The 20,679-nt window shown below is 64.9% G+C and carries 17 protein-coding genes; 3 read left to right on the top strand and 14 right to left on the bottom strand.

Annotation, left to right across the window (positions count from 1 at the left end; translation table 11 throughout):
* Positions 1 to 165 precede the first annotated feature (165 nt).
* From trxA to ACVOKO_RS12185, 14 genes are all read right to left on the bottom strand, one after another.
* The gene (trxA, locus tag ACVOKO_RS12250) at positions 166 to 1,026 is read right to left on the bottom strand and encodes a thioredoxin (protein ID WP_346499182.1); all 861 of its coding nucleotides are present in this window, start codon (positions 1,024 to 1,026) and stop codon (positions 166 to 168) included.
* 599 nt (positions 1,027 to 1,625) lie between these two features.
* Positions 1,626 to 2,342, bottom strand: a complete 717-nt coding sequence (locus ACVOKO_RS12245) for a DUF2968 domain-containing protein (RefSeq protein WP_346499181.1) — start codon at positions 2,340 to 2,342, stop codon at positions 1,626 to 1,628.
* Positions 2,343 to 2,491: 149 nt separating this feature from the next.
* A complete protein-coding gene (locus tag ACVOKO_RS12240; RefSeq protein WP_346499180.1) occupies positions 2,492 to 4,639 on the bottom strand; it encodes a TadG family pilus assembly protein in 2,148 nt (715 codons plus the stop codon).
* A gap of 8 nt (positions 4,640 to 4,647) precedes the next feature.
* Positions 4,648 to 5,034: a DUF3613 domain-containing protein gene (locus tag ACVOKO_RS12235; RefSeq protein WP_346499179.1), complete on the bottom strand. Its 387-nt coding sequence runs from the start codon at positions 5,032 to 5,034 to the stop codon at positions 4,648 to 4,650.
* On the bottom strand, positions 5,031 to 5,858 hold the full coding sequence (locus tag ACVOKO_RS12230) for a tetratricopeptide repeat protein (RefSeq protein WP_346499178.1): 828 nt from the start codon (positions 5,856 to 5,858) through the stop codon (positions 5,031 to 5,033). The genes ACVOKO_RS12235 and ACVOKO_RS12230 overlap by 4 nt, the downstream gene beginning before the upstream one ends.
* The gene (locus tag ACVOKO_RS12225) at positions 5,858 to 6,790 is read right to left on the bottom strand and encodes a type II secretion system F family protein (protein ID WP_346499177.1); all 933 of its coding nucleotides are present in this window, start codon (positions 6,788 to 6,790) and stop codon (positions 5,858 to 5,860) included. Before ACVOKO_RS12225 ends, ACVOKO_RS12230 begins: the two co-directional genes overlap by 1 nt.
* Positions 6,791 to 6,824: 34 nt before the next feature.
* Complete coding sequence (locus tag ACVOKO_RS12220; protein ID WP_346499176.1) at positions 6,825 to 7,739, bottom strand: type II secretion system F family protein; 915 nt, start codon at positions 7,737 to 7,739, stop codon at positions 6,825 to 6,827.
* Entirely contained in the window at positions 7,736 to 9,091 is a 1,356-nt protein-coding gene (locus tag ACVOKO_RS12215) for a TadA family conjugal transfer-associated ATPase (protein WP_346499175.1), read from the bottom strand. The genes ACVOKO_RS12220 and ACVOKO_RS12215 overlap by 4 nt, the downstream gene beginning before the upstream one ends.
* A 2-nt stretch (positions 9,092 to 9,093) precedes the next feature.
* Positions 9,094 to 10,347, bottom strand: a complete 1,254-nt coding sequence (locus ACVOKO_RS12210; protein ID WP_346499174.1) for a CpaE/TadZ family protein — start codon at positions 10,345 to 10,347, stop codon at positions 9,094 to 9,096.
* A 27-nt stretch (positions 10,348 to 10,374) separates the two neighbouring features.
* Positions 10,375 to 11,697, bottom strand: coding sequence for a type II and III secretion system protein family protein (locus ACVOKO_RS12205; RefSeq protein ID WP_346499173.1), 1,323 nt, complete (start codon positions 11,695 to 11,697; stop codon positions 10,375 to 10,377).
* A 14-nt stretch (positions 11,698 to 11,711) separates the two neighbouring features.
* Positions 11,712 to 12,770: a Flp pilus assembly protein CpaB gene (cpaB, locus tag ACVOKO_RS12200; RefSeq protein WP_346499172.1), complete on the bottom strand. Its 1,059-nt coding sequence runs from the start codon at positions 12,768 to 12,770 to the stop codon at positions 11,712 to 11,714.
* A 30-nt stretch (positions 12,771 to 12,800) separates the two neighbouring features.
* Positions 12,801 to 13,283 (bottom strand): pilus assembly protein, encoded by a 483-nt coding sequence (locus ACVOKO_RS12195; RefSeq protein WP_346499171.1) that lies wholly within the window; start codon positions 13,281 to 13,283, stop codon positions 12,801 to 12,803.
* Positions 13,276 to 13,809 (bottom strand): A24 family peptidase, encoded by a 534-nt coding sequence (locus ACVOKO_RS12190; RefSeq protein ID WP_346499170.1) that lies wholly within the window; start codon positions 13,807 to 13,809, stop codon positions 13,276 to 13,278. Before ACVOKO_RS12190 ends, ACVOKO_RS12195 begins: the two co-directional genes overlap by 8 nt.
* 15 nt (positions 13,810 to 13,824) lie before the next feature.
* Positions 13,825 to 14,019 carry a Flp family type IVb pilin gene (locus ACVOKO_RS12185; protein ID WP_346499169.1) on the bottom strand — a complete coding sequence of 65 codons (195 nt, stop codon included), beginning with the start codon at positions 14,017 to 14,019 and terminating at the stop codon, positions 13,825 to 13,827.
* Positions 14,020 to 14,505: 486 nt separating this feature from the next.
* On the opposite strand from ACVOKO_RS12185, the gene ACVOKO_RS12180 reads away from it, so the two are divergent.
* From ACVOKO_RS12180 to ACVOKO_RS12170, 3 genes are all read left to right on the top strand, one after another.
* Entirely contained in the window at positions 14,506 to 15,456 is a 951-nt protein-coding gene (locus ACVOKO_RS12180; protein WP_346499168.1) for a helix-turn-helix domain-containing protein, read from the top strand.
* A gap of 200 nt (positions 15,457 to 15,656) precedes the next feature.
* Positions 15,657 to 19,784, top strand: coding sequence for an ESPR-type extended signal peptide-containing protein (locus ACVOKO_RS12175; protein ID WP_346499167.1), 4,128 nt, complete (start codon positions 15,657 to 15,659; stop codon positions 19,782 to 19,784).
* A gap of 55 nt (positions 19,785 to 19,839) precedes the next feature.
* The gene (locus ACVOKO_RS12170) at positions 19,840 to 20,616 is read left to right on the top strand and encodes an OmpA family protein (RefSeq protein WP_346499166.1); all 777 of its coding nucleotides are present in this window, start codon (positions 19,840 to 19,842) and stop codon (positions 20,614 to 20,616) included.
* Positions 20,617 to 20,679 lie beyond the last annotated feature (63 nt).

The following is a 20,679-nucleotide window of genomic DNA, read 5'->3' as shown; positions in this document are numbered from 1 at the left end:
GACTTTGATTCCGAAAGCGCGTGTCCGTTACGCTCACATCGTGCAGGCTGCAATCTCATACGCATCCTATCCCCTGGCCGTGGCAGGCACCACGGCGGGATCATCCTTGTATGAGTCGTCCATTTCCGTGCGATTGACACACAAATTGAGCTGTCTGGAAACAACTCAGAACAGCAGCGAGGACATCTTGCGGCGGTAGCGACCTACCAGGTCTTCGTCCTCGATCACGCGGAAGGCATCGATCAGCGCTTTCTTCGGCAGGCTGTCACGGAAGCCGCGATCGATCCGCAGCATTTCAATGAACTGCTCCAGCGCGGCTTCATCTTCGCCGGCCAGCAGATGCTGGATGCCCAGCAGGTAACGGGCTTCCAGATCATTGCCGTCCGCCTGCACGCGCGCGGCCAGCACATCGGCCGCCGGTGCGTCCTGCAAGGCTGCGGCAAAGTCCAGGCGCGCGCGTGCGCGGATGGCGCGGTCGTCGGTGGCGAGGTTGGCGGGCAGGTTGTCCAGCAGCGGCCCGGCTTCACCGGTGGCACCGATCTTGAGCAGGGCCAGGGCAAGGTCGAGCTTGAGTTCGTCCTTGTCGGGTTCGGCGCTGATGGCCTCACGCAGTGCGGCTACTTCGGCCTGCGGATCCAATGGCAGCGCCTGGACTTCTTCCTCGACAGCAGCGGCCTCGGCCGGCACCACGCCGTGTTGGGTGAGAAATTCGCGCAGCTGGCCCTCCGGCATAGCGCCGGGGAAGCCATCAACGATCTGCCCGTCCTTGATCAGAAAGACGGTCGGCACCGAGCGGATCTGGAAGGCGGCAGCAATCTGCTGCTCCTTGTCCACGTCGACCTTGGCCAGCTCGAAGGCGCCGTTGTATTCACCGGCGAGTTTTTCCAGGAGCGGCCCCAGGCTCTTGCACGGCCCGCACCAGGTTGCCCAGAAATCCACCAGAACAGGGGTCTGCGAGGATTTCTGCAGGACCTCGGCTTCGAAGGTTTCGGTGGTGGCCTCGAAAACGTGGGGAAGATCGCTCATGGCTGACTACGTTGCTGACAGGAACCCCCTTTATGGCGACGTTGGGGCAGATTCTCAACCGCCAGAGGTACTGGAGCGGCGTTTTCGGCGCGGGAGGCCTGTGCTGGCTGGCTTTGCGAGATTGTTGATGATGGAGGCCTGGCGTTGGGGGCTACGGGGGCTTTGGGGGCTTCGGGGCTTCGGGGCTACGGGTAACGCCCCTGCCGAGCATGGCTCGGCACTACGCTTCTGCTCCCTCCCTTTGGCCGTAGGCCAAGGGGAGGGTTGGGGAGGGGTGGTTTTTAGGCCGGTAGATGTTGCCTGGCTAGCAGCTGCCCATCGTGTGCGCGATCGGATTGCTGGGCACGCCCCTGCCGAGCATGGCTCGGCACTACGCTTCTGCCCCCTCCCTTTGGCCGCAGGCCAAGGGGAGGGTTGGGGAGGGGTGGTTTTTTAGGCCGTTAGATGTTGCCTGGCTAGCTTCTGCCCATCGTGCGATCGGATTGCTGGGCACGCCCCTGCCGAGCATGGCTCGGCACTACGCCTACGCATGAAAAACGCCGCTTCTGCGGAGAGAAGCGGCGTTCTGGTTGCTTCAGCGCTGAGCCGTCGCGGCAGGCTCAGGGGTGGCTGGCGGGTTCCTGTGCCGGTGCCAGCGGCACCGTCACGGCGGCCGGGGCCACGCTGGGCGCGGCCGGCAGGCTCAGCTCGGGGTTGATCTGCTGCGCCTGCAAGGCCTTGATCTGCTGGTTCAAGGCTTCCAGCTGGGAGTTGGTGGCGCGCAGGTCCGTGCTCAGCGCTACCGCCTGCTGCTTGCGCTCCTGCAGGGCATTGCTGACCTGCAGCGACTGCTGGCGCTGCTGCTCTACTTCCTGCTGCAGCCCGCGCAGGCGGCGTTCGTTCATGGCGACCAGCTTCTCGCTATAGGCCTTGCCGGCCTGCAGGCGCACGGTGTCCAGGTAGACCTGGGCCAACTGCTTGGTCTGGTCGGCGAAGGTGAGGTAGAGGCTCTCGGCGTTGTCCACCGACTCGGTACGGATCACCCGCCAGAATTCCTTCTCATGGAACAGGGCCACGTAGTAATTCAGGGAATCGGCGTGGAACAGCAGGCTGGCGCCGTAGTTGCCGTTGTAGGTGGTGCGCAGTTCGGTGAGGGCGTTGCTGCCCATCAGCCGTTGCAGTTCGGCCACGGTATTGCCCACGGCGCTGTCTTCGCTGTTGGCGGGGGCGGCCGGTACCTCGGCCTCACCGCGCTGCCAGCGCCCGGCCATTGCAGCGGGGGCCGTGAGCAGGCCGACAACAAGCAACAGCGCGCAGCCAAGCCGGCTCGGAAGCATCTCGATCCTTCTCATAAGTCCTCGTAATTCCCCCGAACTGCGATGGTCGTCGCATTTAATGAATGCGCCGGTTTCGGACCCGAGCATAGCACGCGATTTGGCGGCGAAAAGGCCGGTGGTGTGGGCGTTTCCCTTGTTTGGGAGGGCGCTCATTCGACCAGTTGGCTGCGGCCGCATTGGATCGACTGCATATGCACGTCGGTGCGGCCCAGCTGCAGCCCCAGCACGTCGGACAGCAGGTTCGACAACAACTTGCCGACGCCATCAAGCAAGGGCCGCAGCAGGTTGTCCACCACCGGCTTGAGCAGCAGGCACAGCACGCTGCTGCAGCTGCCACTGCCGGTGACCGGGTTGTAGCTGCCGTTGCCGCTGAGCCCGCCGGGTTTGGTCTGCAGGTATTTGGCCAGCGAATTGCTTACGCAATCATTGAAGCCCAGCCCGGCAATCAAACCCTGGCAGGAAGTCAGCCCGAGCACGTCGAGCAGGCCGCCGATCAGGTTGGGCTTGCTGAGCGTGGTTTCGTAGAGAAAGCCCTGCCAGACCTCGCCCTGCACTTTTTTCGGCGTGCAGCCCAGAACCCAGCTTTCGCAGGTGGGTATTTCGGTGACCCAGCTGCCCAGCGGCGGCAGGTTGGCGGCGGCATTGCCATTCTGCAGCGCCTGGACCACGGCGGCAGGCTGGTACAGGCCGTTCTTCTGGGTGGCTTCCAGGTATTGCACGGCCAGGTCCTTGGCTGCGGTGCCGCTGTTGCCCTGCGGGGTGAACAGGGACTGCACCGTACCGAGCAGCACATCGACCAGGTCTGATACCAGCTTGCCGACTTTCAGATCGTTGGGTTTGACCGTGCCGGTCTGTCCTTCGCTGAGGATCAGCTGGTCGCGTTGTGACAGCGCTTCGAGGATTATTTTCTTGGTGAGTACGTCGCGGCCGAGCAGGCTGACCAGTGATTCGTCAGCGAGCCCGGTGCGGCACAGCTCGCGGGTCGAATTCCATGGCGTGGTGGCCTTGCCGATGCAGACGTTGGCGATGGCGCTGGTGACGTCGACGGTGGCAGTAGCCGGCTGGCTGCTGCAGTCGATCGCGGTGAGTTGCCCGTAGCCATCGATCACATCGATATAGGTCGGCAGTTTGATACGCGTGCCCAACCAGTTCAGCACCGCGCCGAGTGCGGGAATCCGTTGCGAGTCGATATCCAGGAACAGCCGTACCTGGCTGTTGTAGGCGGTGCTGCCCACCGGGCCGATGGCGATCGAGGCCGGTTCGACAATGCTGGCCTTGGCCTTGAGCAGGCCGAGCAGATCCAGTTGCGGGACTTCAACGGCATGTTTGGAGTTGGCGATGGAAATGCTGGTGCCGAGCAGATCCAATGCATTCAGATCCACATCCAGGGCGCCGCTGGCTGCTTCGCTGCCGCCTGCCACCTTGGCGAACAGGCCGCTGCTGCTTCCATTAGAACCCAGTTGCACAAGTACATCGCTGATGCCGGCGCCGAGCAGTTTCTGCTGCAGCAGGCGCAGATCAACACCGGCGACGCCTTGCTGGCTGGCCAGCGAGGCCATCACTTCCAGCAGCTTGCCAACCGACACCTGTTTGGCGGCCAGCAGATTGTTGAAGTCACCGACGTTGATGTCGGTGGCGACCGGGATGCCCAAGGCCTGCAGCAGGCCGCGCGGGGTGATCTTGACGTTGGCCAGGCCCTGGTAACTGGCGATCTGGGTCTGGGTCAGATCGACCCCGACCAGGCGCAGAATCCCCTGCAGCGGCGCATTGCTGTTGGTGTTGAGCAGACGCGAACCTACGCTGAAGGCGGCCTGCGGTGGCATGCGGCGGGCAACAGCGGTTGCGCTGATGCGGGGCAGGGAAGTGAGCTGGCCCAGGAACGGCACCGATTGCCGCGAGGCAGTGACCTGCACCGCGTTCAAGGGACGGCTGCTGGCAACCCCGACAAAGCGCGCGCCCGGCGCCAGCTCGGCGCCCCAGTAGCCGCAGCTGATCGCCAATTGACCGCCAAATTGATTGTCGACCAAGGCATTGCTGCGTGCTGCCAGATTGTCCTTGTAATCGGTGGTGCACTGCTCCAACCGTTGTGCGCCGGCCATTGCGGCCAGGTCGGCGGTTTTCTGTACGTCACGCTTGCTCCAGTACAGATAGCCCACTTCTATCAGGCCCAATATCACTACCAGCCCGAGCAGCAACAGCAGCATTGGCAGCCCCGCGCCGCCACGTTGATGCGCGCTGTGCGGGAGATCGCGGAGCGCGCGTGACAGGCGGGACGAAGACGGGCGCGGGCTGTGCATGGTAGGCCTCAGCGGCTGCCGCCGCCTTGCTTGGAATTGGGGAGCGCGGCTTCGAAATACTCGGGAATGGGATGGTCAAAACTGTTGAGGTAGCGCTGGTAACTGCGGCTGGCGGCCTCGCCGAGCATCGGCAAGGCGGTGCCTGCACGGCTGCCATCGGCCTGCATGCGCAGCAGGTCGCGGGTGGTGTCGCCGATCTGCGAACGGGGCAGGTCGACAACGGCGGTGCTTGCTGCCGTGACCGCCGCAGCGCTGGCGTTGTTGTCGCTGGTATTTGCAGTGGGCGCGGTGCCATCGGACATGCGTTCGATCAGCGGCGCGTGCTGCGCTGCTGCGGGTGTCGTGCTGAGCGCGGCAATCAGCACGGCAGCGGCAAGGGCTGCGGATCGGATCATGGTGTTGCCTCCTGCGCGGTGGACGTGGAAGGACTGAAACGGTCCAGCATCGAACCGGGAGGACGTGAGGCGTGGGCGGCATCGGCGCGTTGCTGTGCGGCCAGCGTGGTGCTGTTGGCCAATGGCGCGGCTGCAGCGTTGGACGCCGCCACCGCTTGCCGCAGCGTCTGCGAGAGCCGGTAGATTTCCGCGCGGGTCGGCGCTGGCAGATTGGCGCGCTGGATCATGCTTTCGGCGGTTGCCGGTTGCCCGGACAGCAGCGCCCACAAGGCCAGATTGGAAATGGCGCGGATATTGTCCGGCCCCAGTTCGGCGGCCTTGGCCAGCGGCGCACGCGCCTGTTCTATCTGCCCAGCCTGCAGCAGGGCAAAACCCAGATCGCCCAGATAGGCGACGTTGAGCGGGTCGGCGCGTACCGCATTGTCCAAGGCCACTCGCGCTCCATCCAGATCGCCGGTGGCCGCTGCGACCAGCCCCAGCCCATGCCAGGCCGGTGCCGCCTGCGGGCCCTTGGTCAGACCCCGGTAGATCGCGCTGGCAGTGCTGCTGTCGCCGGTTTCGCGCAGGGCATTGGCCTGCAGGATGCGCAGCTCCGGGCTGTCGCCGAAACGCTGCCGGAATGCGTCGATGTGCGCCAGCGAGGCGTAGTGGGCACCCTGCGCCTGCATCTGCTTGAGCAGGCCCAGGTACATGCCGCGATCATCCTGCGCGGCTTCCACCAGCGACGGTTCAATCTGCGGTTGCCGGTAAGCGTTGCGATTGCTGGCACAGCCGGCCAGAAGCGCAACCGTCATCATGCTCAGCAGCGCGGTCTTCGTGTTCATTACATCCCCTTGATCGCGGCGGCCAGCGAAATGATCGCCGGCCCGGCCAGTACCAACATCAAGGCCGGCAGCAAGGTGATCATCATCACCACGGTCATCTTCACCGAGAGCTTGCCGACCTTCTCTTTCATCTTCATGCGCCGCTGTTCGCGCAGGCGCATGCCGAATTGTTTGAGCGGCTCCTGTACCGCGCCGCCATGCTGGTGCACCTGCAGCACCATCTGCATCAGGCTGCGCAGGTCGTCGTTGCCGAAGGACTCGGACAGCCGTCGCAGCGACTGTGCACGGCTGCGTCCGCGGGTATAGCCGGCGTTGGCCAGCTGCAGTTCCTTGCCCAGTACCGGAATGGCGATATGCAGTTTTTCGCCGACCATCTGCAGGCTCTGGTCGATGCTGAAACCAACACCCTGCAGCAATCGCAGCAGGTCGATCAGCAACGGCAGCTCGTCATCCACCTTGCGGCGCAGGCGTGCCGCCCAGCTGCGCAGCAGCAGTTTGGGCAGCAGGATGCCCAGAGCGAAGCCGACCAGCACGATGATCAGGATGTCGCTGCCGTGCGGGCGCATCAGCAACACCGCCAGCAACGGCAGCAGCACGGCCAGCAACAGGCGCATGGCCAGGAATGCGGCGGTGCCACTTTGCTGGCTCCAGCCCACCTGTTCCAGCAGCAGCCTGTCCTCCGGGGCCAGCAGGGCTTTCTGCACGCGGCTGCCATCGAAGTGCTGGCCGATGGCGGCCAGGTCGGCCAGCCGGCGGCGCCACCAGACCGCTTTGGGGGCGTTGTCCTGTTCAAGATGCTGGGCGCTTTCCAGAGCGTTCTGCAGCGCTGCGCCGGCTTGCTGACTGCGCCGGCCGCGATACAGCAGGCCGCCGGCGGCCAGCACCAGGGCCAGCACGACCAGCAACATGGCGAGGGTGTACAGCAGGTTCATGCTGCGCTCCAGGCGGGGGAGACCGTGCGTGTGTTCATAGCGATTTGGCCAGCCGGTACAGCAGGAAGCCGCCACACAGTTCCAGCAGCACCGCGATCAGCAGGATCTTCTTGCCGAGCGGGTCGTGGAACATGGGCTGGAAGAAATCCGGGCTCATCAGCGCCATCGACAAGGCCGCGCCGACCGGCAGCAGCGCCAGCACCCAGGCCGACATGCGGGTTTCGGAGGTGGTGGCCTGCAGCTCGCGCTGCACTTCTTCAAGGTCACGCATGAAGTCGCTCATGCGTTGCAGGATCTGGTCGCTGCGGCCGCCGATGCGGATGCTGGTGCCCAGGATGACCGCCAGCATTTCCAGTGGGCGCAGCCGGTAGGCCTGGGCGGCATGCTGCAGGGCGCGGTCCAGATCCATGCCCGCGCGGGTATAAGTCAAGGCGTTGTCGAGAATGGGCCGCAGCGGCGGATCGACATTCTGGGTGGCGCTCTGGAAAGCCATCGACAAGCTGTTGCCGATGCCGGCCATGCGCACCATGTTCTCGAGGAAATCCGGCATCTGCGCGACCAGCCGCTGCTGGATCTTGTCGATGCGACGGTATAGCCACAGCGCCACGCCCAGCAGATAGAGCAGCAGCACGAACGCGCCAAACCAGGCGCTGCCAAGACGCAGGCCGGCGCCGATGGTGGCGGCGATGCCAGGCAGGGCGATCAGCACCAGGGTGCGCGGCGAGTCCTTCAGTCCAGCGCGGCGCAATAGCTCGGCCCAGCGCTGGCTTGGCGGCCGCTGGTTGCGGGCTTCTTCGGCCGCGCGCTGCGGATCGGGGCGTGACAGCCGGGTGTCGGCGTGGCTGGCGGCAGCGCGCTGCTGCACGCGGGTGGCCAGACCCCACCACAGGCCCATGGCTACTGCCACCAGCAGCACGGCAAGGCTCCCGAGCAGCAGCGGCAGCATCATGAGGGGAAGCTCCCCATGTTGGCCTCGCGCAGTTCCTGCCGGAACGGTTCTAGCTTGTAGCAATGCGGGTGGAAGCCCAGGCCTATCCAGCGGTCGCGCTCACGGCTGTCCGGGTCCACCCAGGCCTCGTGCTTGAACAGTTCCTGGCTGGTGATGACGTTGTCGCTGACGCCGGTGATCTCGGTGATGGAGGTGATCACCCGGCGCCCGCTGCCCAGCCGCGAGATCTGCACGATGAAGTCGATGGCGCTGGCAATCTGCCGGCGCAGGCTGTCCTCGCTGCCCTGGAAACCTGCAAAACCGGCCAGCATCTCCAGCCGGTACAGGCAGTCACGCGCGTTGTTGGCGTGCACGGTGGCCATCGAACCGTCGTGGCCGGTGTTCATCGCCTGCAGCATTTCCAGTACTTCCGCGCCGCGTACCTCGCCGACCACGATGCGATCCGGGCGCATGCGCAGGCTGTTGCGGACCAGGTCGCGGATGCTGACCGCGCCGCTGCCATCGAAGCCGCCCATGCGCGATTCAAGGCGCACCACATGCGGATGATTGAGCGCCAGCTCGGCGGTGTCCTCAACGGTGATGACGCGCTCGTTGTGCGGGATGAAGGTCGCCAGCGCATTCAACAGCGAAGTCTTGCCCGAGCTGGTGCCGCCGGAAATAAGGATGTTGCAGCGCCCGCGCACCATCGCATTGAGCAGCGCATACATCGGCTTGTCGAAGGCGCCACGGCCGAGCAGTTCGTCCGGGGTGAACGGGTCCTTGCGGAACTTGCGTATCGACACCATCGGCCCATCCACAGCCAGTGGCGAGATGATGGCGTTGAGGCGGCCGCCATTGGGCAGGCGCGCATCGACCATCGGGTTGGAGTCGTCCAGGCGCCGGCCGAGCGGGGCGATGATGCGGCGCAGGATGCGCAGCAGGTGGCGGTCGTCGCTGAAGCGTTGGGTCGAGCGGCGCAGCATGCCGCCGGCCGAGACATGCACGTCCTTGTAGCCGTTGATCAGGATGTCTTCGATCTCCGGATCGCGCAGCAGGTCGTCCAGTGGGCCAAAGCCGGTGAGTTCCTTCTGCAGCGCGCTGGCGACGGCTTCCATTTCCTGCGCATTGACCGGGATCTTCCACTCCTTGACGAAGGCCGCAGTCTGCGATTGCACGTACTTGCCGATGGTTTCCGGCGCCCAGGAATCGATGTCCACGCGCTGGTCTTCGACATGGTTGAGCAGGTATTCGTGGGCGGCGGAGAGCACGCTCTGGAACTGCTCGGTCTGTTCGAACGGAACACTGGGCGCCGGTTCGGGAGACAGTGCTGCCACGGCCAGACGCGGGGACAGGGGAGTGACTTTGTCTTCCATGGTTATCTACCCAGCAAAGTGGCGAGGCGTGCCAGCGGTGAGGCCGGTGCGGTGGACGAAGGTGCAGCTGCACGACGGCGGTCCAGCCGCTGCTGCAATGGCAGCAGTGCTTTCAGATACGCATCACGCGGTGCCGCGTCGGTAAGCAGGCGGCCGAGCCCGGCGTTGGAACGCAGCACCCGCGCGCGGTCGGGCAGGGTGGCAAGCAGCGGAAGATTGAAACGCTGGGCGATCTGGGTGTCGGCAAGGCCGCCATTGGGGTCGAAGCGGTTGACGATCAGCTGCAGGCGCTCATCGCGCAGGCCACGGCTTTCGAGCTCGCGCATGGTCTGGTCCAGCGACACCAGCGAACCTATCGCCTGGTCGGTCACCAGCCACACTTCCGATGCGCTCTTGAGCAGGGTATTGGGCAGCAGTTGCAGCGGCAGCCCGCCGACATCGCACAGGCTCAACGGGAATACGCTGCGCAGGCGGTCGAGCAGGGCGATCGGCTCGTGCTTCTTAAGCAAGGTGCCGCTGCTGATGCCAAGCAATGCCAGGCCGCTGGGGTGATGGGCAAAGGCGGTGCCGGCAAAGGTGCGATCCATGCGTTCGACATTGCGCAGTGCTTCTTCATAGCCGAAGTGGCTTTCCATGCCCAGGTACAACGCGGCATCGGCAGCGGGTTGGCCCAGGTCGATCAGCAGCAACCAGCCCTGCAGGCCGGCGACATCGGGAGAGGTTGGGTTCTGCTCGGCCAGGCTCACGCCCAGATGGGTGGCCAAGGTGCTGGTGCCGACACCGGGCCGGACGCCGAGCAATACGATCAGCCGGCCATCGGCGCGGACTTCCGGTACGACGCTGCTGGCCCGCGCCGGGGCGGGAACCGCAGCTACCCGTTCAAACACTTCCAGCATCTGTGCCGGACTGTTGTCGACATCGATGAAATCACAGACGCCGGCGCGCATGGCGGCCAGTAGATGTGCGGCCTGTTCCGGACCGGTGGTGCCCAGCCCGATCAGCGCCGGGCAGCCCGGCAGCGCATGCAGCTGGCGGGCGACATCGGTGGAGTAGGCGGCATTGCCGCCGCAGTAATCGAGCAGCACGAATGCCGGGCCGTTGGCGCCCTCCAGCAATTGCCGTGGATGGATTTCGCGGCTGTCTACCCAGCGCAGGTTGGCCTGCCCGGCCAGTGCCGCGCCCAGACGCGCCATATGGCGGTTATCCGGCGCGTACAGCAGCAGGTTCAGTTCTGGATGGCTTTGGGTCTGGGGCAACGGCATCACCGGGGGCATGGCGGCGCTTCAGCGAGAAAAGCCGGGGAGTTGATCGGGACTGGCCGGGTGCAGCAGCCATGCACCCCAAACCGGCAGTTTGGGTTGCGCTTCGCGTTGCCCGGGCAGGGGTATCTCGGTGCCGCGCGCCAAGGGCTTGACCAGCCGTGGCGTCACCACGATGACCAGTTCCTTGTCCTCGCGCTTGTAACTGAGGTTGCGGAAAAACGAGCCAAGTATCGGAATGTCTCCCAGTAGAGGGATCTTGTTGACGTTGGAAGACAGCTGGCTGCTGACCAGCCCGCCGATGACGAAACTCTCGCCGTCGCCGAGCTCAACGGTGGTGTCGGCACGACGGGTGGAGATGGCCGGGATCTGGGTGCCGTCCAGGGTGATGCCGCGGCTGTAGTCCAGGTCGCTGGCTTCCGGGGCCACCTTCAAGGCGATGCGATCGGCCGACAGCACGGTGGGGGTGACGGTCAGGCCGATGCCGAACGGTTTGAAGCTGACCGTGGTGGTGCCAAGGCCTTGCGGTTCGAGGATGGGCAACTCGCCGCCGGCCAGGAAGCTGGCACTCTGCCCGGACAGCGCCACCAGGGTGGGTTCGGCCAAGACGCGGGCCATGCCATTGGCCTGCAGCAGGTCGATATTGGCGCTCCAGGCGCCGGGCAGTGAGCTTGCCACCAGCTTGAACGCCGACGACAAGGCGCCGCCACTGTCGCTGCTGCCGCTGGGCGAGGTGATGCCGTAGCTGAAGCCGCCGTTGATGTTCTTGAAGCTGATGCCGACCTGGCGCAGCACGCTGCGGTTGAACTCCACCACTTTGACTTCGACCTGCACCACGCCGCCGTTGGCAATGGTGGCTGCATCGCTGATCATGCCCTTGTCGCCAATGGCCGAGGCCGCCGCCTTGCGGCTGGCCTCGTGTTCCAGCAACGAGGCGGCACTGCCTGACAACAGCGCCTGGCCACCTTGCACGGTGAGCTGGCTGCCGCTGCCGTCAAGCAGGCCACCTTGCACGGCGTTGCGCACTTCAACACGGATGCGCGTTGGTGCGGCCTGCTTCTGCAGCCACAGCAGCAACGTGGTGCTGCCCGCGGATTTGCCGACCAGCAGCGCTTCGCTGTTGCGCCCGATGCGGGTGATGTCGGCGATGGAGGGATCGGCGATGGCGATGCGCTCAACCCCTGCCGGCAGATTCCACGGGTGCTGCTCATTGAGTTCGAGCACAACGGTATTGCCCAGGGTCTGTGCCTGTGCGGCCGGCGCAAGCGGCGGCGCAAAACCGCCCAGGCCGAGCAGCGTCAAACCGAGCAATGCAGCAGATACGGTGTTGGAAGAGCGCTGGTGCAAGAGAAAGCCCCCGGTCATGGCGAAGACAGACGGTTGGATGGGGTCGTACCGCGGATGATTTCGATGCCCTGGCGGGGTGCGGGGCGTGTGGCGCGCCGCCGCTGTGGCTCGGCGCTGTTGCTGGCAGCGGCTGGCGCACGGGTGGTGTTGCCGCCGGCCAGTGCATTCAGATCAATGCCGGCATAGGCACGGTTTTCCGGGCGCGCGGCGGCTTCGGCCGCGCCTTCCATATTGCTGCGCACGGCCAGCACCGGAGCCGGCGTGGCGAAGAGGGCTTCGTCCGCCAGGCCGGTGTCGCCGGGGTTGCGCAGGGCCAGGAACAGCTTGCCGCTGTGCGCGGCCAGCAGCAGCCGGCCGGCGTCCTGCACCGGCACCGCCAGGATCGCGCTGCGCGCCTGCGCGCCGTCGCCGTTGGACGTGGTGGAGCCACGGTTGTCGCGGGCGGCAATGGTTTCGGCCCGACTACCCGGTTCGGGTGCGGTGCTCCCCACGGTGTTGTCCTGTTCGGCGCTGGCAGGGTTCGCCTGGCCGATGTCGGCGTTGCCGTAACCCAGCACCTGCAGGCGCGAAAGCAGAAGACGGGCTTGCGGATTGGCCTGCCCACTGCCGCTGGCGGCGGGGTTCTGCAGGCTCATGAAAACATCGACATAGTCGCCAGGGCTGACCCGGTTGCTGACCCCGGCCAGCTCGTCGACCGGCACGGCAACGGCGCGTTCGCCGGGTTTGATGCCAATGGCGATGCCCTGCAGCAGCTGTTCGGTGGTGATCATCGCGCCGGCGGCGATGTTGACTGCCGGCGTGCGCCCGTCCACCTCGGCGATGGTGGTATAGCCGTTGGCCGGCGGCAGCGCCATTTCAGCGATGGACAGATCGGCAGCGCTGATGGGGTGGCCGGCCGGAAGATCCTTGTTGGCCACGACCAGCATGCGCTTGGGCACACTGGTTGCCGCAGGCTTGTTGGCCATGCCTTCGGGCGTTGGCGCGGCTTTGCGGCCAAGTCCAAAGGCCAGCACCATCAACAGCGCCGCCAGGACCAGTAGCAGGATTGCAGCTATGCGTATTGCCTTTGGCATCGTGAAGCTCCTTCCCCTTGGAGTCCCTGGTCAGCGGTCGCCCAGATCCAGTTGAACAACAGCGGTACTGCTCAGTGATTTACCCATGCTCCAACCCATCAAGGTGCCGGTGCCCGGCATGAAGGGGTGGGCGTCATGGTCATAGGACGTGGTGACCTTGATGCACTTGACCGAGCTATCGGCAGCGCAGGCATAAGGTTGAGAGACGGCGATGGGTGCGGCAGCGGCGCTGCTGCAGCCAGACGCTGTCTTGGAATAGTTCAACAGCCATTGCATCGAGCGTGCGGCAGCTTCGCAGGCATTGCTGCGTCGCTCGGCGGTACTGCCGTAGCGCAACGATGCGCGTGCGCCTTCACCTGCCGCCAGGGCCAGTGATTGCTGGGCGGCGAAGATCATCACCCCGGTGAAGGTGATCAACAGCAGCGGCAGCACGCCGAACAACATCATCAGTGCGAACTCGATGGTGACCACGCCGCGTGCGCGTCGCCTGCCTGCCCGTGATTGCCTAGACATACGCTGCTCCCTGCACGATGGTGCCGATCATCGCCATGCCCATGTACGCCGCATACGGGATGCCGCGGCGCCCGCGACGTGCCGAACGCAGATCCATCTGCCAATCCATCACCCGGTTTGAGCCCTGCAGTGACTGCACCATCCGCTGCAATGGCAGCGGCGCGCAGCGTGTGGCGGGTGCCCATGCGATGACGATCAGCGCATGCGCACCGGCGGCCAGGCTGGCAATCAACCAGATCGGCAACAACGCACTGCCGCCCAGCAGAAAACCGATGACCGAAAACAGCTTCACATCACCGGCGCCCATCCAGCCGATGGCATAGAACGGCAGCAAGGCCGCCAGCCCCAATACGCCACCGAGCAGGCAGTTGCCCAGCGATGGCGAGCCGGCGAGTTGCAGCAGCTGCATTGCCAGCACGCAGGCCAACACGGCCAGCAGCACCCGGTTGGACACGCGCCTGGCGAACAGGTCGCTGATGGCAACCTGTACACCAAGCAGCAGCGCAGTCAGATGGATGGCGGTCATGGCGGCGGCCTGGGCTCAGCTGGTCGGCGCGGTACCGCCGCTGCCGCCTACCAGGGCGGTGAGCTTGTCCAGTACGGTCTGGAAGATCGTCTTCAGGCCATCGCGTGCGAAGAAAATGATCAAGCCGGCCACGACTGCGGCCAGCAACCCGTACTCAAGTGCGGTGACACCATCTTCTTCGCGGAAAAACCTGCGCAGCTGTGCGTTCATGATGTTCTCCCTGATGACCCGGTGTCGGTGTTGCACCGACGGTAGCCGGGTGCTGGGCATTGCTGCCCGATTGAGGTCATTGGGATACGCATGACACCGGCAAGAGTGTGCCGACGGTTGCTCAGGCTGCTGGGCGTACCAGCAGTTTCCTACCCTTGCTTCCGTTGTCCCCTGTCGGCACGCAGCGCATGCCCGGAAACATCATTGCAATCGCCCTGCTGGACGCATGCGCATATTCGGCAAGATTCAATTGTTTTTCGTATATGTGATGGACTTGGCTAATCCGCCGTGGCGAACCCGGCGTGAAGACTTGTTTTCTTTGTCAGTATCTATTGCGAGGGAAGTCGCTCGTTGTTCCTGTGAGTGCGTATCTGTAATACGGGTTTCAGGCTGTGCGGCAGGGGATTGCAGGTTGGGTAGATGACCTGCAGCGGATGGTCAGGCTTCTGAAGCGCGTGCTTGTCCAGGATGCGCAAAGGCTTTCACATGGATGCGGTTGTCGGCGGAAATGGTTTGAGGTCATTTGATCTTGCGTCGCTGAGCGGCACGCTGCGCGTGTGCCACGTTGAGCTCGTGCTGCTTGATGACCAGCCGCCCTCGGCATCGATTTCTTCCTTCGTTCATGACCAGGCGCTGTTGTGCACGTTCGAGATCGGTGCGCGCACGCGCGGTCGCTTTGTGCTGCCGCTGGACTGGTGCCTGCTGGGCTGGCTGCAATCAGTGGACCCGCAAAGCAGCTGGTGCCATGGCGTACCGCTGCAGTCGGGCAATATCGTTTCGGTGATGCCCGAGGGTGTTACCGAGTTCGCCTTGGGTGCGGGCAGCCGCGTCACCTTCGTACTGGTGCCGGTGAAGCGCTTCCAGGAACGCGCCGCAGCACAGCGCTTGGGCGGGCTGGGCGAGGAGGCGGCGGTGCCACTGCTGAGCGCACGCCCGCATGTGCCCCTGCAGGAGTATTACCAGGGTTTGCAGGAGCGCATCCAACAGGGCGAAGTGGGCGCCGAAGAAATCGACGCGATGCTTGATGCCCACGTCAAAGAGGTTGTCACCAACGGCCCGCCCGAGCGTGCAGGCTGCAATCGCAGCCGCCGCGCCAGATACCTTATTTTCCGCCGCGCCGAAGACATGATGTATGCCAACCTGCGCCGGCATATCTATATGCATGAGCTATGCGATGCGGCAGGTGTGAGCGAGCGCGCGCTGCGCTATGCCTTCGAGGAACTGGTGGGTATTTCGCCCGTGCGCTATCTGTCGATGCTGCGCCTGTGCGAAGCCTGCCGCAGCCTGTCCAGCGCCGATGCCGGGCGCAAGTCGGTCAAGTCGATCGCGCTGAGTTGCGGCCTGTGGGATCTATCGCGTTTTGCCGACAACTATCGCAAGGTGTTTGGCGAGCTGCCGAGCGAAACCTTGATGCGCGGCACCTACAGCCCGGCCTGATCACCACGGAGTGTGATGGGCATCAAGCGCCGGTTGCTGCTTGCCGATTACGTGCATCGGCGTGCCGTTAACGGGCAACGGTTTGCCAAATCAACGTATTGCTGTGCCGGATGCGGGTAAGTGGCGGCGCCCTGCAGCGCTGTACTGGACTCACAGAGAGAACCCCTCCACGCCTGGTGGGGTTGAGCTGGAGGCCCCAAATGAACCGCATCTATCGGCTGGTATGGAACCGCACCCTGAATGCATTCGTGGTGGGGTCGGAATTGGCCAGCGCTCAAGGCAAACGCTCGGGTCCGGAGAAGCTGTCACCGGTGGTTTCATGGCGTCTTGCTGGCCTGGGTAGCGCCATTGCGCTGGCCATGGCCGGGCCAGCGGCGGCGACCGACGCCAAGCTGGCCGACCTGCAGGACCTGGTCGCCAAATACAGCAACACCGATGCGCAGCAGATTGTTGCCACCCATCTGCCTGCTGCGAATGCAGGTGTGTCGCTCAATGCGTCGGTAACGCTGCCAGCGGTACTGCAGGTAAATGCGGCGGCGGCCGTGTCGCTCAAACCGCAGACTGCTGCGCCGCGCGCCCCAGTGCAAGCCCAGCTTGGTGTGCGCGCAGTATTGCCGCAGCTGCGCCCGCACGGTTCGGCGGGCGCACCGGCAGCGGCGTTGGCCGTGGTTGCCGATGCCGCATTGGCGGTAAAGCCGTTGGCGGCCTCGGCCAATGCAACGGTCACCGCGACGGTGGGTCCGCTCACCGGCACCGGCGCAGGCCTGCAAGGTATTGCCGCCGTGCTGCTGCCGGGCAAGGAAGAAGGCGGCAGCCCCTTGCACGGCACGCTGGTTTCAACGGCAGGTGCGGTCAAGGAGCTGACCGGTGAAGTAGTGACCGGCAAGCCGCTGGCCGCGGTGCAGACGCTTACCTCGCATGCCGGCACGACCGTGGCATCGCTGACCCAGCACGTGGGTGGCGGTGTCGCTGATCTGACCGGCGCGCTGTTGCCGGGCAGCCAGCAGGGCGGCAGTCCATTGCACGGCACGCTGGTTTCAACGGTGGGTGCGGTGAAAGAGCTGACCGGTGAAGTGCTCAGTGGGCAACCTGTAACCGCAGTACAGACGCTTACCTCGCATGCCGGCACGACGGTGGCATCGCTGACCCAGCACGTGGGTGGCGGTGTCGCTGATCTGACCGGCGCGTTGTTGCCGGGCAGCCAGCAGGGCGGCAGTCCATTGCACGGCACGCTGGTTTCAACGGCGGGTGCGGTGAAAGAGCTGACCGGTGAAGTGCTCAGTGGGCAACCTGTGGCTGCAGTACAGACGCTTACCTCGCATGCCGGCACGACGGTGACATCGCTGACTGGGCAAGTGGGCGGCGGTGTCGCGGGTGTGACGGGGCTGTTGTTGCCGGGCAACCAGGAAGGCGGCAACCCTGTGCGCGGAACCCTGACGGGGGCGCTGGGTGCGGTCGAGGAATTGACTGGCGGGGTTGCCAAGGGCACGGGCCTGGGGGGATTGGTCAATGGCGTGGTCAACGGTGTAGCGCCGGTGCTGGATGGCGTTGGTGGTCTGCTGGGTGCAGTAGTGGGCGGCGTGACCGGATCGAGCACCTTGGGTAGCGGCGTCACCGGCACGGTGGGCGCGCTGACCGGCGGGCTGAAGGACACCACCGGTGCGCTTGCCAATGGTGACGTCGCCGGCACCGTGCAGAACCTGCTGGGTACGGTAGATACCACTGCATCGACGTTGCTTGGCGCTACCGGCAATACGCTCGGTGGCGTTACCGGGTCCGGTTCCGGTGTGAGTGGGCTGACCGGTACGCTGAGTGGGGTGATTGGTGGTGTGACCGGCGGCTTGTCGAACGTGGTGGGTGGCCTGACCGGCAACCCGGTCATACCCAGTGCGGCGCCGCCAGTGGCGCCCGGCCCGTCGGGTTTGATCGTCGGCAACGGCGGACTGGTGGGCTCGGTGAACCAGCTGGTGGATTCTCCGCTGACCTCGCTGCTCGGGGGCAATCCCTATATCCAGAGTGGCAGCCTGAAGGTCAACAGCACCAATGTGATGCAGACCTATTCGTCGCTGGAGCTGCTGAACACCATACCGGTGGTGAATCTCAGCCCGGTCGGTGAATTGCTGGATGGTCTGGGCGGCCTGGCCACCGGCGGCAACTCGCACCTGACCTTGATCGGTGGTGTCACCTCCGACAGCTACATCACCAACATCAACAACGGTGACCCGGGCGGCCTGCTGGGTCTGGTGCTGCCCGATGGCGCGCCGGCCTGGGCTTCGGACTGTGTGGATCTGCTGGGTCTGGCCCAGCTCAAATGCTGGGCGGTACCCGCGGCGCAGGATTATCAGGTGTTGATCGGCGATGGTGCCTTTGCCAATGGGTCCAAGGAAGTGGTGATCGGCAGCAATGCCGAGCATCGGTTGGCCGCACAGACCGCCGACCAGGTATTCGTCGACGCCACCGGCGGCAAGACCGGCGTTCCCACCGCCGATTACGACGCACGCCAAGGCCACTCGGTGGTGGTTGGCGACAGCGCCAAGGGCACCGCCAATGCGCAGACCCTGCTCGGCGCCGGGGCAACCTCGAACAAGGCCAACAGCGTTGCGCTGGGCTACAAGTCCGATGCCGCGCGCGGTGGCCAGGACAGCTACGCCGCGTTCGGCCTGACTGCCGCGCAGACCTCGATCGGCGAAGTGGCGGTGGGCTCGGCCGGTCGCGAACGCCAGATCACCCATGTCGCCGCCGGCAGCCTGGACACCGACGCGGTGAACCTCAAGCAGCTGCGCGGTGCACTGGATCAGATCGATGATCTGGGGCTGGCCGCAGTGGTCTATGACGAGGACGCCAATGGCGTCGTCGACTACAGCAAGGTCACACTCGGTGGTGGTCAGGCCGCAAGTGGCACGGTGCTGGCCAATGTTGCGGCCGGCGCTGTGGCGGCAGGCAGCATGGAGGCGATCAATGGTGGCCAGCTGTTTGGGCTGGGTGGCTCGATGGCGACGTATCTGGGGGGCGGCGCGACCTTCACTGGTGGCGTACTGGGCGCCCCGAACTACCAGATCAACAGCATCGGCGTGCTGGGCGTGGCTTCGCTGCAGCAGTACGCAAACATCGGCGGTGCGTTCAGTTCCATCAGCGATTCGCTGTTGAATCTGTCCAACCTGCTGCCGCGCAGCGTCCCCGGTGGCAGTGATCCACTGGCGGTGAAGTATGTCGCAGATGGCGCCGGCAACCCGACCAACGAAGTTCGCCTGACCGGCGATGGCAGCGGCGCAGCGGTCGCCTTGGGCAATGTCGCCAATGGCAGTGTTGCCAGTGGCAGCCTCGATGCAATCAACGGTGGCCAACTGGCCACCACCAACGACGCGCTGGCCTCGACCATCGGCGGCACCCTGCAATACGACAACAGTACCGGGCAGTGGAGCGCAGCCAGTTTCAACATCACCTCGATCAACAGCGGCGGCGCTGCTACCCAGCAGACATTCGGCAATGTCACCGACGCCTTTGCAGCAATGGATAGCTCCATCGTCAACGTCAACAACCGCATCGACAACATCCAGAACGGCGGTGCCGGCAATGCCTACTTCGCGGTCAATTCGACCAAGCCTGCAGCCTCGGCCACCGGCCAGGACAGCGTGGCCGCGGGCCCGCAGGCAACTGCCAGTGGCAACCAGGCGGTGGCCATCGGTGATGGCGCCAATGCATCGGCAGCCGGCAGCGTTGCCCTTGGAGCAGGCTCGGTGGCTAACCGTGCCAACACCGTGTCGGTTGGTGCAGCCGGTGCCGAGCGCCAGATCAGCAACGTCGGCGACGGCAGCGAGGCCACCGACGCGGTGAACCTGCGCCAGCTGCAGGCCTCGCAGCAGGGCACGGTGCGCTATGACCAGAACACCGATGGCAGCACCAACTACAGCAGCGTGACGATGGGCCGCCCAGGCACCAGCACCGTCATCCACAACGTGGGTACCGGCGTGGCACCGACCGACGCGGTCAATGTGGCGCAGCTCAACAAGGGCATGGGGGATGTCATGGATTGGTCGAAGAACTACACCGATCAGCGCTTCAACGATGTGGGGCGTGACATGAAGCGGATCGACGACCGTGCTTCGGCTGGTGTCGCCTCGGCGATGGCCATGGCCGGCCTGCCGCAGCCAACCGAAGCAGGCCGACGCATGGCCTCGATGGCAGCCAGCACCTTCCACGGTGAGTCGAGCATGGCGGTGGGCGTGTCCGGTGTTACCGACGGCGGCCGCTGGATCTACAAGCTCAGCGGCTCGGCCAATACCCGAGGCGATGGCGGGGTGACCGTGGGGGCGGGCTTCCAGTGGTGATCACGGGCAGCGGCAGGCTGCAGCTGGACAACCATGGTTATGCATCGAGGACGCTATGAACACGAAATGGACCGTACTGGCCTTGCTGGCAACCCTCACCGCCTGTGGCAAGGGCCAGGTGCGCGAAGAATTTCCGGACCCGGCGCGTGCCTATCCGGCCGGGGGCACCTACGTGAATCTGGACAACCTGCGGCAGTACGCGCCGGGCATGAACAAGCGTCAGATCCAGGCGCTGCTGGGTACGCCGCAGTTCAATGAAGGTTTGTGGGGGGTGCGGGAGTGGAACTACGTCTTCAATTTTCGGCGTTCGGTAGGGGCCGAGCCGATTCGATGCCAGTTCCAGGTCCGGTTTGACGCGGACGGCGTTGCCAGCGGCCAGGCGTGGCAACCAGCAAGCTGCGCCGCGTTGCTGGAGCCGGCTCCCGCACCACCCGCACCACCACCGCCTCCGCCGCCGGAGGTGGTTGCGCCGCTGCGGATTTCGGCAGATGCCTTGTTCGCTTTCGATAGCGCCAACCTGTCGGCAGCCGGTCGCGCACGTCTGGATGAACTCCTGCAGCAGCTTAAGGATCGCAGTGCGCAGGCTTCGCTCACCATAATCGGCTACACCGATCGCATCGGGAGCGATGCTTACAACCTGGAGCTGTCCAAACGCCGCGCACAGAGCGTGCGCAGCTACCTGGTCGAGCAGGGCATTCCAGCAACCTCACTGCATGCCGAAGGGCGGGGCAACAGCGCGGCACTGGTGCAGTGCGAGCAGGTTAGCGGGCAGGCGCTGCTGGATTGTCTGGCGCCGAACCGCCGCGTGGAGATTGCCGGGATGGGCGGTTGAGGGCGCTATGAGCGCGGCAGGCGATGCGAATGTCGCCTGCTGCCCTCACAATGGCGGCCGGTA

It is taken from the genome of Stenotrophomonas sp. STEN240 (assembly GCF_056756175.1).
Note: the sequence above shows the minus strand (reverse complement) of the source record. Positions and strands in the feature narration are given on the sequence as shown.

Excerpts from the sequence above, each read along its gene's own strand:
- trxA (WP_346499182.1), bottom strand. The coding sequence starts at position 1,026 with ATGAGCGATCTTCCCCACGTTTTCGAGGCCACCACCGAAACCTTCGAA.
- ACVOKO_RS12215 (WP_346499175.1), bottom strand. The coding sequence starts at position 9,091 with ATGGAAGACAAAGTCACTCCCCTGTCCCCGCGTCTGGCCGTGGCAGCA.
- ACVOKO_RS12240 (WP_346499180.1), bottom strand. The coding sequence starts at position 4,639 with ATGCACAGCCCGCGCCCGTCTTCGTCCCGCCTGTCACGCGCGCTCCGC.
- ACVOKO_RS12180 (WP_346499168.1), top strand. The coding sequence starts at position 14,506 with ATGGATGCGGTTGTCGGCGGAAATGGTTTGAGGTCATTTGATCTTGCG.
- ACVOKO_RS12220 (WP_346499176.1), bottom strand. The coding sequence starts at position 7,739 with ATGATGCTGCCGCTGCTGCTCGGGAGCCTTGCCGTGCTGCTGGTGGCA.
- cpaB (WP_346499172.1), bottom strand. The coding sequence starts at position 12,770 with ATGCCAAAGGCAATACGCATAGCTGCAATCCTGCTACTGGTCCTGGCG.
- ACVOKO_RS12195 (WP_346499171.1), bottom strand. The coding sequence starts at position 13,283 with ATGTCTAGGCAATCACGGGCAGGCAGGCGACGCGCACGCGGCGTGGTC.
- ACVOKO_RS12235 (WP_346499179.1), bottom strand. The coding sequence starts at position 5,034 with ATGATCCGATCCGCAGCCCTTGCCGCTGCCGTGCTGATTGCCGCGCTC.
- ACVOKO_RS12185 (WP_346499169.1), bottom strand. The coding sequence starts at position 14,019 with ATGAACGCACAGCTGCGCAGGTTTTTCCGCGAAGAAGATGGTGTCACC.
- ACVOKO_RS12170 (WP_346499166.1), top strand. The coding sequence starts at position 19,840 with ATGAACACGAAATGGACCGTACTGGCCTTGCTGGCAACCCTCACCGCC.
- ACVOKO_RS12245 (WP_346499181.1), bottom strand. The coding sequence starts at position 2,342 with ATGCTTCCGAGCCGGCTTGGCTGCGCGCTGTTGCTTGTTGTCGGCCTG.
- ACVOKO_RS12230 (WP_346499178.1), bottom strand. The coding sequence starts at position 5,858 with ATGAACACGAAGACCGCGCTGCTGAGCATGATGACGGTTGCGCTTCTG.
- ACVOKO_RS12190 (WP_346499170.1), bottom strand. The coding sequence starts at position 13,809 with ATGACCGCCATCCATCTGACTGCGCTGCTGCTTGGTGTACAGGTTGCC.
- ACVOKO_RS12225 (WP_346499177.1), bottom strand. The coding sequence starts at position 6,790 with ATGAACCTGCTGTACACCCTCGCCATGTTGCTGGTCGTGCTGGCCCTG.
- ACVOKO_RS12175 (WP_346499167.1), top strand. The coding sequence starts at position 15,657 with ATGAACCGCATCTATCGGCTGGTATGGAACCGCACCCTGAATGCATTC.